This is a genomic window from Methylosinus sp. RM1 (assembly GCF_011378635.1).
GTDB lineage: Bacteria > Pseudomonadota > Alphaproteobacteria > Rhizobiales > Beijerinckiaceae > Methylosinus > Methylosinus sporium.
This window is the reverse complement of record NZ_WOVC01000002.1, coordinates 100,569-114,269: the sequence shown is the minus strand read 5'-3', so window position 1 is coordinate 114,269 and position 13,701 is coordinate 100,569. Positions and strand designations below refer to the sequence as shown.

At 65.3% G+C, this 13,701-nt stretch carries 14 protein-coding genes; 5 read left to right on the top strand and 9 right to left on the bottom strand.

Annotated features, from left to right (window positions below):
• Positions 1 to 369: 369 nt before the first annotated feature.
• Positions 370 to 780 carry a peptide-methionine (R)-S-oxide reductase MsrB gene (msrB, locus tag FMZ75_RS01865; RefSeq protein WP_166141104.1) on the bottom strand — a complete coding sequence of 137 codons (411 nt, stop codon included), beginning with the start codon at positions 778 to 780 and terminating at the stop codon, positions 370 to 372.
• Positions 781 to 956: 176 nt separating this feature from the next.
• Between msrB and FMZ75_RS01860 the strand changes: the two genes are divergently transcribed.
• Positions 957 to 2,447 carry a hypothetical protein gene (locus FMZ75_RS01860; RefSeq protein ID WP_166141103.1) on the top strand — a complete coding sequence of 497 codons (1,491 nt, stop codon included), beginning with the start codon at positions 957 to 959 and terminating at the stop codon, positions 2,445 to 2,447.
• A 179-nt stretch (positions 2,448 to 2,626) separates the two neighbouring features.
• Here FMZ75_RS01860 and FMZ75_RS01855 read toward each other — a convergent pair whose 3' ends face one another.
• From FMZ75_RS01855 to FMZ75_RS01845, 3 genes are all read right to left on the bottom strand, one after another.
• The gene (locus FMZ75_RS01855) at positions 2,627 to 3,316 is read right to left on the bottom strand and encodes an MOSC domain-containing protein (protein WP_166141102.1); all 690 of its coding nucleotides are present in this window, start codon (positions 3,314 to 3,316) and stop codon (positions 2,627 to 2,629) included.
• 99 nt (positions 3,317 to 3,415) lie between these two features.
• Positions 3,416 to 3,652 (bottom strand): thioredoxin family protein, encoded by a 237-nt coding sequence (locus tag FMZ75_RS01850; protein WP_142862950.1) that lies wholly within the window; start codon positions 3,650 to 3,652, stop codon positions 3,416 to 3,418.
• A 130-nt stretch (positions 3,653 to 3,782) separates the two neighbouring features.
• Complete coding sequence (locus tag FMZ75_RS01845; protein WP_246728720.1) at positions 3,783 to 4,466, bottom strand: MarR family winged helix-turn-helix transcriptional regulator; 684 nt, start codon at positions 4,464 to 4,466, stop codon at positions 3,783 to 3,785.
• A gap of 100 nt (positions 4,467 to 4,566) precedes the next feature.
• On the opposite strand from FMZ75_RS01845, the gene FMZ75_RS01840 reads away from it, so the two are divergent.
• Positions 4,567 to 5,229, top strand: coding sequence for a phosphoribosylanthranilate isomerase (locus tag FMZ75_RS01840; RefSeq protein ID WP_166141101.1), 663 nt, complete (start codon positions 4,567 to 4,569; stop codon positions 5,227 to 5,229).
• A 78-nt stretch (positions 5,230 to 5,307) separates the two neighbouring features.
• Positions 5,308 to 5,646, top strand: coding sequence for a hypothetical protein (locus FMZ75_RS01835; RefSeq protein ID WP_166141100.1), 339 nt, complete (start codon positions 5,308 to 5,310; stop codon positions 5,644 to 5,646).
• 12 nt (positions 5,647 to 5,658) lie between these two features.
• Here the strand turns inward: FMZ75_RS01835 and FMZ75_RS01830 are convergent, their stop codons facing one another.
• Entirely contained in the window at positions 5,659 to 7,005 is a 1,347-nt protein-coding gene (locus FMZ75_RS01830; RefSeq protein ID WP_166141099.1) for a glutamate--tRNA ligase, read from the bottom strand.
• A 206-nt stretch (positions 7,006 to 7,211) separates the two neighbouring features.
• On the opposite strand from FMZ75_RS01830, the gene FMZ75_RS01825 reads away from it, so the two are divergent.
• Positions 7,212 to 8,348, top strand: coding sequence for a ceramide glucosyltransferase (locus tag FMZ75_RS01825; RefSeq protein WP_166141098.1), 1,137 nt, complete (start codon positions 7,212 to 7,214; stop codon positions 8,346 to 8,348).
• A gap of 67 nt (positions 8,349 to 8,415) precedes the next feature.
• Here FMZ75_RS01825 and FMZ75_RS01820 read toward each other — a convergent pair whose 3' ends face one another.
• The 3 genes from FMZ75_RS01820 to FMZ75_RS01810 all read right to left on the bottom strand — a co-directional run bounded on the left by FMZ75_RS01820 (position 8,416) and on the right by FMZ75_RS01810 (position 12,451).
• Positions 8,416 to 8,859: an Hsp20 family protein gene (locus tag FMZ75_RS01820; RefSeq protein WP_108915633.1), complete on the bottom strand. Its 444-nt coding sequence runs from the start codon at positions 8,857 to 8,859 to the stop codon at positions 8,416 to 8,418.
• Between the two features lie 126 nt (positions 8,860 to 8,985).
• A complete protein-coding gene (locus FMZ75_RS01815) occupies positions 8,986 to 11,610 on the bottom strand; it encodes an autotransporter domain-containing protein (protein WP_166141097.1) in 2,625 nt (874 codons plus the stop codon).
• A gap of 91 nt (positions 11,611 to 11,701) precedes the next feature.
• The gene (locus FMZ75_RS01810; protein WP_166141096.1) at positions 11,702 to 12,451 is read right to left on the bottom strand and encodes a LuxR family transcriptional regulator; all 750 of its coding nucleotides are present in this window, start codon (positions 12,449 to 12,451) and stop codon (positions 11,702 to 11,704) included.
• 187 nt (positions 12,452 to 12,638) lie between these two features.
• Between FMZ75_RS01810 and rpmF the strand changes: the two genes are divergently transcribed.
• Positions 12,639 to 12,827 carry a 50S ribosomal protein L32 gene (gene rpmF, locus FMZ75_RS01805; protein ID WP_024878183.1) on the top strand — a complete coding sequence of 63 codons (189 nt, stop codon included), beginning with the start codon at positions 12,639 to 12,641 and terminating at the stop codon, positions 12,825 to 12,827.
• 77 nt (positions 12,828 to 12,904) lie between these two features.
• On the opposite strand, the gene FMZ75_RS01800 is transcribed toward rpmF, so the two are convergent.
• The gene (locus FMZ75_RS01800) at positions 12,905 to 13,699 is read right to left on the bottom strand and encodes an SDR family oxidoreductase (protein WP_166141095.1); all 795 of its coding nucleotides are present in this window, start codon (positions 13,697 to 13,699) and stop codon (positions 12,905 to 12,907) included.
• Between the last annotated feature and the right edge of the window lie 2 nt (positions 13,700 to 13,701).

Below are 13,701 nucleotides of genomic sequence, written 5' to 3'. Positions count from 1 at the left end.
AGCGAAATTATCGCGCGCGATCGCCCATGGTTTCCGCACAATTCGGGCGATCGCGACGCTCTCCTCTTCGTTCGGCGACGTCTCGCATTTTCTTCGCACATTCCAATAGCCGGGGCCTTCGGCCTACCCGTGCCCTACCCGTTCAGAGGAGCAGCCGCCCATCGCCGGTCGTGGGCGCAGGAAGGCGGGCGGCCGGCGTTTTGCTGGATAAATCGATCTTTGCGCGTCGGAATCGCCTCGCGCGTCCATCCAGCCTCGCCCGAAAGTCGGGGCCGAGGCGGCATGGAAAAACGGCCACAACCTACCCGTACCCCTTCGAGCGGGGGAGGGAAGGGTCGCTCGACGAATGGGATAGCGCCCGCCCGTTCGTCACTCTGGAAAAAAAGTCAGAGCGAGGCCGTTGATGCAATAGCGCAGGCCGGTGGGCGGCGGCCCGTCGGGAAACACATGGCCGAGATGCGAGCCGCAACGGCTGCAATGCACCTCGGTGCGTGTCATCCCATGCGAGTGATCGACCGAGGTGGCGACGGCGCCGTCGAGCGGATCGAAAAAGCTCGGCCAGCCGGTGCCGCTCGCGAATTTCTGGCGCGTGGCGAAGAGCGGCTGATCGCATCCGGCGCAGGCGAAGACGCCGGGACGCTTCTCCTGCTCGAGCGCGCAGCTTCCCGGCGGCTCGGTGCCATGACGACGCATGATGACATATTGGTCGGGCGTGAGCCGCGCCCGCCATTCTTCCTCGGTGCGGGTGACGGGGAATGGGGCGTCATCGGATTGGACCATGGACAATTCCTCCGGGCGATCCTTTGTCGAGATACATAGCATGGATTGCGCCGCGTTCGCGGCGCATTGAGCTCGGTAAACATTGCGACTGTGGTTCCGATTGAGATAAATAGCGAGTCCGTAGTCCGACGACTCGTCGGCGGGATTCGCGCTCTTGCAGCGAACAAGAGGGAAAAATGGCTAATTCGAAAAATTATTCTGAGACCTTTGCTCCTCTGTCGGACGAAGAATTCATTTATCTTCTCGGTTTGGGTCGATTGCCCTCCGAATGGGAAAGAAAGAAGAATGTAGAACTCGCCTTGCTGCGGCCGAAAATCGCCAACAGCGCCGAGTTCGAGGCGAGAAATCCTCGCTGCCCGGAATTCGTGAACGACGGCTTCGATCTTTTGATGACGCCGGAGCCCGACTTCATCGATCGGGCCTATCGGATCGTGCTCGAACGTGAGCCGACGATCGAGGAAACGAACCTCTGGATGAGCGAGACTCCGCTCAACCCAGCCAAGCTCGCCAGCGCGCTTTTTCACTCCGACGAATTCACTTGTCGATATGGCGCCCATCCGAGCGAGACGCCCGACAGAATAGGCCAGCAACAAATATTGCAATTTAAAGTGGATACGATCAACTGGGATTTATACTGTAGATACGTATCCACCAGACGAAATGGGCAAGATAGAAGACGCATCGCCAAATTATCACTGCTAAAAAAATCTACGATATCCATCGGGATGAATTTTTTCGCTATGGACTTCCCAGATTTAGAAAGGGTCGTTCGGAAAATTTGGGAAGATCACCGAGTCGATGTTCGATTTGAAATGACCTCTCTTTCGAAGATTCGAGATAGTGAAGCTAATTCAAGTATAGATATGTATATTACCAACAATAATTTTTTACAACATGAGCTTTATAATTGTTACGAATTCCTATCAGATCCTCCATTTTTGCTTGCTTGCTGGCTATGGGACAATCACCACTTGTTCAGCTTCAGTACAGGAGTAGCGCAAAATTTCGATATTGTGATTCCTGCACATTCAAATGGTCAGACCTATCTACATGGCGGTCGTGCGATCGTCAGCTCGGTGACGCCCTGCTGCGTGTTTCAGTGGTCATCCGACGAAGTAAAGTTTTACTTTGATCAAATTTCATCTCTGCCTCGCTCGAACGAATTGTATGGGCGTTTCAATTCTTACGCGGGCCGTTGTAGCCTGCGAGACGGCTTTTTGCAGCAAGCCTCGGAGGCGCTACAACCGAACCGGATCAACGTCGTCCCGGTCCACGAAAATAAATTTCTGCACGCGACCAACCAGGATAGATTCAACGAGATCGCCGGCTTCAAAGCCATTGTCTGCAATCCGATCTACAATGACGTTCCGGCCCGCGTCTTCGATGCTCTGGCGGTGGGGGCCGTTCCGATCGTGCCTCATGGATTGCCCGATCTGTCGCGTTGCTTCGACGCCGCCGCGCAAGTCGCGTTTCCGATCGTCTCTTATATTCCAGACAATATCGAATCTCTGCGCGCCGCTACCCGTGCCGCGATTGCCGCCTTCGACGCGGGAGGCGCGGAAGGCGTGAAATTACGCCACCAAGCTGCGATGGACGGCCATTTCCTGCACCATAGACTGACCGCGATGCTTTCCGAATTGATCGCACTGGCGAAAAGCAGTTGTTGAACCAAGATGAGAAGATCAATTTGGTCGGCGCTTTCGGGAGGTGAGCGATATCCACATGTCCAACGCTTCGCACGGTGGCGATCCGCTCTGACTTAGGCGACCTCTCCGCCGGGGGGGCTGCTCGTTGAGCAGGGCTATAGTGTGCTGCTGCTCGACCGCGACACGGCCGCGCCCGAGTCTCACCCGCCGACGAGACGCGTCGACCAATCCTCGACCACGCCGTGCGCGAGGCGCCGTGCGGCCAAATCCCGCCATGAGGTCGCGAGCTCGCGCAGCTCGGCCATTTGCGCCAGCGCGTCACGATCGAACATATGCAGATAGAGCAATTCATTGAGCCGCGACAATGGCCAGTCCGGCAGCGGCCGCTCGATGCGCCCCAGACGATCGCCGGGCGCGGCGACGCCCTCGCGCAGCACGCGATAATACCAGCCCGTGCGCCCGCTCGTCTGCACGCGCCGCGCCATATCGGGCCGCGCGAAGCGGGCGTTGAGCTTCCAGCAGGGCTGGCGTCCCTGGCTCACCTGCAGCAGCGCCGAGCCGAAGGCGAAGACGTCGCCGACGCAGACATCCCTCTCGGTGACGCCGAGCGTCGAAATATTCTCGCCGAAGGCCGGCGGCGCGGCGAGCGCCCCGACCAGCTCCGGCCCTTCCTTCGCCCATAGGTCGTAATGGTCGCGCGGATAATGATGCAGCGCCTTCTCCGGCCCGCCATGATGGCGCAGATCGCCCTGACGATCGCCCGCAAGACCATCACGCATGATGCGCCAGGGCGGCGCAGCGGCGCTTTTGACGATGCCGCTCGGCGCGTCGCGCGGGCCGAGCGGAACGAGCGCCGCGGCGGCGAACATGGTTTCGATCGTCGTAGACATGGTCGAAACGCCTCGTCCGCGAAAAGGCCTCGCGCGAGCGAAGCTCGGCGAGGCAAGTTTCGGAGTCGCCGAAGTGACATCGGCGGGGGTCGTCCAGAATTACTTCAGCGCCGCGAGGTCGGCGCCGAAATTGATGTGATAGGCGCGCCCGTCGATGACGAAGGCGGGCACGGATTTGACGCCGGCGTCCTCCGCCTCGCGAAGACGCGCCTTGTCCTCGCCGAGATGCACGATTTCGACGTCGAAGACATTCGGGTCGAGCGCTTTGGCGAAGGCGGTCTCCGCATCGGCGCAAACGGGGCAGCCCGCGTGATAGAATGTCGCTTTCGTCGCCATGGCCTTGGTCCTCCTCTCTCCTGGTTTCGGCGCGGCGGGCTCATGCGGGGCGCCGCCTTTCTGCGAGTTCGCCAGAGGCTTCGGGCGTCGCCGCCACAGTCCCCTGCGCCTCGAGAAGCTGCGATTCATTCTACGCCCCGGGGCCGGCCGGCTCGGGCGAGCGACGCGCGAACACGCTCCACGCCTCCTCGCGCGCCGGCGCGGGGGCGGGATCGTGCTCGGGACAATCGAGCCGCAAATGACGGCCGCCGAATGGGGCGTCGACCAGCGCGCAATGATGCGGCAGCTCGGCGTCCTCATGCGCATAGGGGCGGAAATGACGGCAGGTGACGCAGAGACGTTGCGGCGGAATGGCTTTCGCCTGCTGCAGAGCGCGGATCGTCTTGATGACCAGATCGAGCAGCGTCTGCTGCTCGCGCGGCGAGAGCGTCTCCAGCGCCTGTTCGGCGGAGGTCATGGCGAGGCCGATGGCGCGGACGACGTCGCAGCCGGCTTGCGTCACGCGAATGGCGACGGCGCGCTTGTCCGCCGGATCTGGAAGCTTGACCGCCAGCCCCTTGCGCACGAGCGCGGCGATGGAGTCGGTGGCCGTGGGCTGGGTGACGCCCAAATGCTCCGCCACGGCGCGCAGACGCATCCCGGCTTCCCCGCGCCCGGCGATGAAGGTCAGCGCATGGAGCTGCGTCGGCGTGAGTCCGGCCTCCTCCGCTACGCCCCATTCGTCCGAGCGCATCGCGGCGGCGATACGATCGAGCCCTTCGCGCAGGCGGCGGGGCAAAGGAGTGGAGATTGCGTCGAAGGGCGTCATGGACATTAATTAGGACTCCTAACTAGTTTTGTCAAGCGCCGTCCAGACGGAGTCGTGACGGAACGGTTCCGGCGCCGCATGATCGGGCGAGGCCACGGGAAGGAAGATGAGAACCAGAGTTAAAATCTGCTGCATCGGATCGCCGTGCGAAGCGGAATTGGCCATCGGCGCGGGAGCCGATGCGCTCGGGCTCGTCGCAGCCATGCCCTCGGGGCCCGGCCCCATCGCCGACGAGCTGATCGCCGATATCGCCGCCGCTTCCCCGCCGGCGATCTCGACCTTTCTCCTCACCAGCGAAACGAGCGCCGCATCGATCGCCGCCCATATCGATCGCACCAGGCCCACGACGGTGCAGATCGTCTCGCACATCGCCGCGGGCGACGCCGCGGAACTGGCGAGGCTTCGGCCGCACATAAGGCGCGTTCAGGTGATTCATGTAGAAGGACCGCGGGCGCTGGATCTCATTCCGGCCTACAGCCCCTTCGTTCATGCCTTTCTGCTCGATTCGGGCCGCCCCGGCGCCGCCACGCCGGAACTCGGCGGCACCGGCCGCACCCACGATTGGTCGATCAGCGCGGCTTTCGTCGCGGCGAGCCCACGGCCCGTCTTCCTCGCCGGCGGCCTCGACGCCGGCAATGTCGGTGAGGCGATCCGGCGCGTCCGGCCCTTCGGCGTCGACGTGTGTTCCGGGGTACGGCGAAATGGCGCGCTCGACCTCACGGCGCTGCGCGAATTCATGCGCGCCGTACGCGCGGCGGACGAGAGCTGACGCGCGATCGCGCTTGCGAGCCGTCGCCTCCCTGCGCTAGGCCAGGAAGGTCATTCGCCTCTCGCAGGATCGACCCTCATGCTCCGTCCCGCCGCGTTTCTGCTCGCCCTCGCCGCCGCGCTTCCGGCGCGCGCCGCCGATCTCAATGATTATCCGACCTCGGCGCGGGCGGATTATGTGTTCGGCTGCATGAAGGCCAATGGCGATTCGCGGCAGGCGCTGGAACAATGCTCCTGCTCCATCGACATCGTCGCCTCCATCCTGCCCTATGAGCGCTATGTCTCGGCGGAGACGGTCGCCAGCATGGATCAGCAAGTCGGGCAGATCGGCTCGCTGTTCCGCAACTCGCGCCTCGCCAAGGAGGCGCTGGAGGAGCTGCGCCGCGCCCAGGCCGAGGCGCAGGTGCGGTGTTTTTGAGGGCGCGTTCCCTCACGCCCCCGACAGCCGCGCCGTCGCCCGCGCATGGCCGATCAGCGGCAGCAGCAGCGATAGTTCCGGCCCATTCTCCGCGCCCGTGAGCGCGACGCGCAATGGATGAAACAGCGCCTTGCCCTTGCGGCCCGTGCCCGCCTTGACGGCGCTGGTCCAGCCGGACCATGTCGCCTCGTCCCAGGGCTCGGCGGGCAGCAGCGCGAGCGCCTCGGCCAAAAACTCCGCATCCTCGCGGATCGGCGCGATCTCGCCCTCGACGACGCGCCACCAGTCCAGCACATCGGCGAAGCGCGTCAAATTCCCCCGCACCGCGCGCCAAAAAGGCTCGGCCTTGAAGCCGACGATGTCATGCGCCTCCAGCCGTTCGCGGACGTCGTCATAGTCCAATAACGCCAGAGTGCGATGAGTGAGCGGACCCAAATCGGCGGGATCGAAGCGCGCGGCGTTGCGCGAGAGATGCGCGAGATCGAACGAATGCGCGAGATCGCCGAGCGAGCGCACCGCATGGACGCTGTCCGAGGAGCCGGTGAGCACGGCGAGCGCCGCCACGGCGAGGGCCTCATAGCCCTCCTCCCGCAGCGAGGCGATGGCGAGCGAGCCGGTGCGCTTGGAGAGCGCCTCGCCGGTCCCGCCGACGAGAAGATTGTGATGCGCGAAGATCGGAGCCGGCCGCTCCGGCGCCAGCGCCTGGAACAGGCGAATCTGCACCGCCGTATTGGTCACATGATCCTCGCCGCGAATCACATGGGAGATGGCGAGCTCTATATCGTCCACCACGGAAGGGAGCGTGTAGAGAAAGCTGCCGTCCTCGCGCAACAGCACCGGATCGGACAGAGTGGCGCAATCGATCGCGCAATCGCCGCGCACGAGATCGCGCCATTCGACGACGCCGTCCGGCAGCTTGAAACGCCAATGCGGCTTGCGCCCCTCCGCCGCGAGCCGCGCTCGCTCCTCGAGCGAGAGCTTCAGCGCGGCGCGGTCATAGACGGGCGGCAGGCCGCGCGCCTGCTGCAATTTGCGGCGCTTCTCCAATTCCTCCGGCGTCTCGTAGCAGGGATAGAGCAGGCCGGCCGCCTCGAGACGCGCCGCCGCCGCCTCATAATGCGCGACGCGCTGCGACTGCCGCACCACCACATCCGGCCGCACGCCGAGCCAGGCGAGATCGACCTCGATCGCCTGCGCGAACTCCTCGCGCGAGCGGGCGAAATCGGTGTCATCGAATCGCAGCACGAATCTTCCATGGTGGGAAAGGGCGTACAAATAGTTCAGCAGGGCCGGACGCGCATTGCCGATATGGATGCGGCCGGTCGGCGAGGGCGCGAAGCGAACGATCGGAGTGGTCATGAGCAAACTTCGGCAGGAGGAGAATGCGAGGGCCGCGCGACGCGAAAAGATTCTCGCGCCGCCCCCCTTTTGCCAAGAGCTGAGCTCCTTGTCAGGCGGAATATCGGTCTGGCCCGCCCCGGGACTGCGCAGCCGTCGCCGACCGCCGGCGCAGGGCGCCGCCGCCGCCCGTCTCGAATCCCGCAAGTGACAGGCAGGGAACACGCATGATCATGGCCTATGTGTGCGCCGCCTTTTGCGCGACGCTGCTCACGCTCAACCTTTCCAGCATCGCCATCGCCGCCTTCCGCTGCAAAGCCCGCCTTCGCAATCTGCGCGTTCCGGCCCATGCGCCGCCGGTGAGCATCGTGCGGCCGCTGCGCGGACTGGAGACCTTCAGCGAGGAGACGCTCGGCTCCACCTTCGCGCTGGATTATCCCCGCTACGAGGTGCTCTTCTGCGTGCAGTGCGCCAATGATCCGGTGATTCCGCTGGTCGAGCGGATGATCGCCGCGCATCCGCATATTTCCGCTCGGCTGCTCGTCGGCGACGATTATGTGAGCGTCAATCCCAAGCTCAACAATTGCGTCAAGGGCTGGGACGCCGCGCGCTACGCCTGGGTGGTGCTGGCCGACTCGAATGCGCTGCTGCCGCCCGACTATATTCAGACCATGCTCGCCGCCTTCCGCGACGACACGGCGCTGTCCATCTCCATGCCGATCGGCTCTCGCCCCAAGGGCTTTTGGGCGGAAGTGGAATGCGCTTTCCTCAACACCTTCCAGGCGCGCTGGCAATATGGGGCGGAGGCGGTCGGCATCGGCTTCGCGCAAGGCAAGAATATGATGTGGCGCCGCGAGGTGCTGGAGCGCGCCGGCGGCATTCGCGCTCTCGGCGCCGAGATCGCCGAGGACGCCGCCTCCACCAAGATCATCCGCGCGCAAAAGATGAAGGTGCGGCTCGTCGACATGCCCTTCGAGCAGCCGCTCGGCCATCGCACGGCGCATGAGGTCTACTCCCGCCATGTGCGCTGGGCGCGTCTGCGCCGCGTCACCTTCCCCGCCTATTTCGCGCCGGAATTCATGAACGGCAGCTTCATGCCCGTGGTGACGGGCGCTTACGCCGCGCATCTGCTCGACGCCAATGTGGCGTTGACGGCGGGCGCGATCCTCGCCGGGCTCTATGGCGCGGAATGCCTCCTCGCCCGCATCGCCGGCTGGCGGCTCTCGCGGCTGACCCCGCTGGCGCTGCTGACGCGCGACATTCTGCTGCCGGTGATGTTCGTGGACGCCTGCCTCTTCGACGATTTCGTCTGGCACGGCAACGCCATGACCGTGCGCGAGCAGGAAGAGCAGACGACCGGCTGAACGAATTCCTCCGACATTCCCTCGAAAAGACCCGCGAAGAGGAAGGGGCGCCGCGAGGCGCCCCTTTTCATTTGGCCGGCTCCTCCGGCGTCGTTATGTCGATCTTGCGAATGACGCGCTCCGGCTCCGGCCGCACCAGATCGATGGACAAGAGCCCGTTGACGAGATCGGCGCCCAGCACCTGCATCCCCTCGGCCAGCAGAAAGGCGCGCTGGAACTGCCGCGCGGCGATGCCGCGATGCAGGAACTGCCGCTCGCGATCGTCCTCCAGCTGCTTGCCGCGAATGACGAGCTGGCTCTCCTCGAGCGAAATCTCCAGTTGCTCGCGCGTGAAGCCGGCGACGGCCAGCGTCAGCCGCAGCCGATCGGGACGAGAATCGGCGCCCGGCAGCCTCTCGATATTATAGGGCGGATAACCGTCGGAGCCCGAGCGTGTGACGCGATCCAGCGCGCGTTCGATTTCGTCGAACCCCAGGAGGAAGGGGGAATTCAGCGTCGGCAGTCGTGCCATTACGAAGCCCTCGCGGCGCTTCTCGTGCGAAAAATCTGCGAGGCCCGGCGTCGGCGCCTCGGGGCCGTATATGGAGCCGAAGCTCGACACGATCAAGCGGGGGCGGCAGGACGTAGCGTCCCCACCTCAGAATTGCCAGAGGAACCGCCCTTTCAGCGCATGAGCTTCCGCGCCGGAGGCGAGACGGGACGAATAGACGAGCGAGGCGAGCGCATTGGGCGCGACGGCGGCGTCGAGCCCCGCCTCGATCAGCAGCGCGTCGACCGCGAGCGGCGCGCCGGCGACGAAGACCGGCGCGGATCCAGGAGCGAGGGACATTCCGGTCGTCGGAACGATGCGGTCGAAAGCGTGGCTCCAAGCGAAAGAGGCTCTCGCGGAGACGGCCGCGGTTCCGATCGTCCAGGCGGAAGTCTGCGCTCTGACGCCGATGGACGAGAAGGTCGTGGCGGTCTGCGCTCCGGCGACGGTCAGGGCCGCCGGCCCGCCGCTCTCCCGAAATCCATCGCTCGCCACCCGCACATGAGCGACGCCGACGAAGGCCTCCGCCCCCTCGAACGGCCAGAAGCCGCGGAACAAGCCACGATAGGAGGCCTCGCCGAAAGCCTGCGCCGTATGCGCGCCATAGTCGGCATGAGGGGCGTCGGCGAAGCCGCGGAAGGCGATCCGGCGCATCGTCGTCACATCGTGATGCGAATAGGCGCCGCCGACTCGCAAACCGAGATCGGCGGCGTGCGTGTCGCCATAAACGGCCACATGAGCGGACTCCATGTCGCCGGTCGAGGCGCGGGAGTCGACGCGCGCCTCGCTGTGTCCGCCGCCGGCGGCGACGCCCAATCGCGAATCGCCGAGCGCCATATCGACGCCAGCGAGGCCTCCGGCCGTGCTCATGCGCGCGGTCGCGGCATTGCCGTCGCCGCCGAGGCGCGCCCAATCGCCAAAGCCATGGGCCCAGACCGCGAAGACGGGGACGGTCGATCCGGAGACCGCCTGCCGCTGCCGCTCGAGCACCGCATCGCGCAGCATCCGGCTCTCATCGACGAGCAGGGCGCGCAGGCTCGAATGGATCTCGCCCGAGAGCCCGTCGAAGGCGGCCCTCGCCTCGGCCGCCGTCAGCAGCAGCGCGGGCGCGACGATCGGATGCGCGAGGCCGGCGAGCTCCAGCGCTCGGCCTGCGGCGATCTGATTGCGCGTGCCGCCGACGTTCGAGAAATCGACGCTGTTGCGCACGAGCTTCAGATAGACGTTGTTCGCGTCATAGCTCAGCGACGGACTGTAGAAGGCGAGATCGGTGGTCGCCTCGTCGAAAACGCCGGAGCGCCCGCCCGCGGCGGTCAGAATCGTGTAGGAGGCGTTGGCTGCGTAATCCCCCTGCGCCGCCAGCGCGCGCACCGCGCCGCCGTCGATCGTCGCGGTCCCGGCGACGGAGAGCGCGCCGGCCGCGCTCGGCGTCACGCCGACGGTCAGCGCGGAGCCCGCCTGCTGGACGTAATTGCCCTCGATCGTGAACTTTCCGCTGTCGATTCGCACATTGCCGAAATTCGCGACCGCGCCGGCGACGACGCCCGCGCCGGTCAGCGTCGCGCCGCTCCGCACCTCGATCGCCGGGCTCGTGAGCCGCCCGCCGACACGCGTCACGCCGCTCGTCAGCGTCACGCCGCGCGAGAAGGCGCCGGCTCCCGTCAGCGTCCAGTCGGCGCCGTTCATCGCGAGCGTTTCGAAATTCTGGAACTTCGCGATGCTTTCGGCGCCCGAGCCTTCGAGGATGAGATTGTCGGTATTGGCGCCGCCCAATACATTGCCGTTGAGCGTCGACCCGGTCTGTAGCCGCAGCGTATGGACAGCCGCTGTCGCCGCGCCGCCGCCGGCGGCGAAACTGATCGCGTTGACGGCGCCGCTGATGGAGCCGCTATTGGTGATGTCGGCATTCGAATTGTTGCGGATCAATATGCCCTCGGCGTTCGTCGAGCCGATCGCGCCGGTGTTGACGATCGTCCCGCCACCGGTCGCTTCGACCGCCGGTCCGCGCCGGGAGGAAATGGAGCCGGCGTTGCCGAAGGAGGCGAAGACGGCGCTGGCGCTGGCGTAGACGCCATTATAGTCGCCGAAGATCACGCCGCCGACGGCGTTCGTGAAGACCGAGGGCCCGCCCTGCATGAGCACGCCGGTGCTGAAGCCGCTCGTCTTCGTCGCCTGTATCGAGCCGGCGTTGAAAAGGACGCGCGACGTCCCCTGCCCGATGGAAACGGCGTTCAGGCCGGTGTCGGTCTTGATCGTTCCGCCGCCGAAATTATTGACGGTTCCTCCGAACCACATCGTCACGCCCTCGCCGGCGCCGCCGGTGATCGTTCCGTAATTGTCCAGATGGCCTGGGCCGCCCGCCGGAGGCAGGCCGAACGGCTTGTAGCCGAACGTCATGGCGGTCAGCGTGCCGGTGACGGTCGCTCCGCTCGCGTTGAGGAACGCGCCGCCCTGGCCGAGCGTCACCGTGTTGCCTCCGCTGACGGAGCCGTTATTGGTCACCGACCATGCCTGGAGCGTGGCGCCGATCGCCGGACTCGAAGAGCCGATGGCCACGCCGCCGTTGATATGGGCCGTCGTTCCGGTGAAGGCGTCGAGGTTGACGCTCGGCGCGTTAGCGGTGATTTCGACATCGGCGGCGAAGGCGCCTTTGGCGTCGAGAAATGCCGCGATCAGAACGGTTGCAAATCCAACCGCCGCCGATCCTCGACCGGCGCTCGAGCAAGCTGTCATCTGCCCCTCCCCCCGCGGCGCAGAGCGCTGCCTCGGCCGTGAGTATCGAAAAGCCGGCGATTCGAAACCTGACTCTTCAGCCAGGTCGCGTTCAGATGAGGCCGTAGAGCGCGAGGCGGGTCACGCATTCCGAGCGCGACGAGGAGCCGAGCTTTCTCTTCGCGCCTTCGATGTGGAAATGCGCTGTCGAGCGCGAGATGCCGAGCACCTGGGCGATCTCCCAATCGGTCTTGCCGACGGCGACCCATTGCATACACTCGATTTCCCGCGCGGTGAGCTTCGGCATGTCCTCCGAGACGAGGCCGAAGCCGATCTCTCTGCGGCAGCGCTCGTGAATGGCGCGGGAAATGAGATCGAGACAGGCGCGCTCCTGCGGCGCGAAGGTCACCGCCTCGAAGGAGGCGAGGGAGACGAGGCCCTGATAGCCCATGGGCCCATGGATCGGCACGCCGACGACCTCGCGCCACCCATAGGCGCGGCCGACGTCATAGACCGCTTGCGCGCGCGGCGTCAGCGGCCGGCGCGTCTCGACCTCGCTCCAGAGGTAGAGCGTCATCGAGCGCCGCGCCTCCTCGACGAAAGGATCGTCGGCGAATATCTGCCTTTCATTGTAGAGGGCGAGCCAATCTTCCGGCCAATCGTTGAAGAAGAAGCGATGGACGCGATGCGCCGAAACGCCCGTCCAGGCGCCGCAGACGGAATGGACGAGGCCGACCATGCGGATGATTTCACGAAATTCGGCGACGGCCGAGTGAATGTCGACATCGTCCGAGCAGGCGCCGGCGAGCGCGAGGGAGCGGGCGGAGAACGCGAGGGAGCGGACGGAGAAGTCGGCGGACATGAACGGCCCCGGCGAAATTCGGAAACGCGCCAGAGCCTAGCCGAAGCTCCAGAAACCGTCCAGAAATGAAGCAGGGAAGCGCGGAGGCGAGACGCGGGTCGGGCTAGCCATGCGCGCCGATTTGTTGTATGCGGCCCGCACGAGTTTTCACCCCGCCCCCGATGCGGGGAGTTGGAGATCGAGACAAATGGCCGTTCCGAAGCGAAAAACCTCCCCGATGAAGCGCGGGTTCCGCCGCTCCGCCGACGCGATCAAGGCGCCGACCTATGTCGAGGACAAGGATTCGGGCGAGCTGCGCCGTCCGCATCACATCGACCTCAAGACCGGCATTTATCGCGGCCGGCAGGTGCTGAAGGTCAAGGCTCAGGAAGCCTGATCTTTTCAGCCGCGCGAATTTGCGAGCCCGACGCGCGCGAGCGCCGTCGGGCTCGCGGCGTTTCAGCGATACGATGTTCAGCGCGCCTGTTGCGCCTTGGCCAGCAGCGGCAGCAGAATCGCGCGCGGCGCCGCGCGTCCCGCCGCGACGAAGAATTTGTTCACCAGCCCCGGCACCACCACGCGCCGGCCGGAGAACAGCGCCTCATAGCCCTGCCGCGCGACCTCCTCGGCCGGCAAGAGCGCGGGCTTCACCGCTTTCATCTCGCCTTTGTAATCGAAGCCGGCGCGCTCTTGAAAACCCGTCTGCACCGGACCGGGGCAGAGCGCGGTGACGCGCACGCCATGCGGCTTCAGCTCCTCGGCCAGAGCCTCGCTGAAAGAGCGGACATAGGCCTTGCTGGCGTAATAGACGGCGAAACCCGGCCCCGGCATGAAGGAGGCCACGGAGGCGACATTCAATATGCCGCCGCGCGTCTCTATGACCGAGGGCAGAAAGCGCAGGGTCAGCGCCGTCAGCGCGCGTATGTTGAGATCGACGATCGCCAATTGCTCGGCGGCGTCCAGCTCGGCCACACGGCCGACGAGGCCGAAGCCGGCGTTATTGACCAGAATCTCCGGCTTGCGCCCAGCCGCGCTCAAAATCTCTGCGAGACTCTCGCAAGCGCCCGTCTCGCAGAGATCGAGATCGACGACCATCGGCCGCTCCGTCGCACCGGACGCCTCGATCTCGCCGGCCAGCGCCTCCAGCCGCTCGCGGCGGCGGGCGACCAGAGTGACATGACGTCCCTTGCGGGCGAAGAGCTTGGCCAGTTCCAGGCCGATGCCGTCCGAGGCTCCGGTGACGATGGTGGTGGTCGCGGCGTCGCTCATGT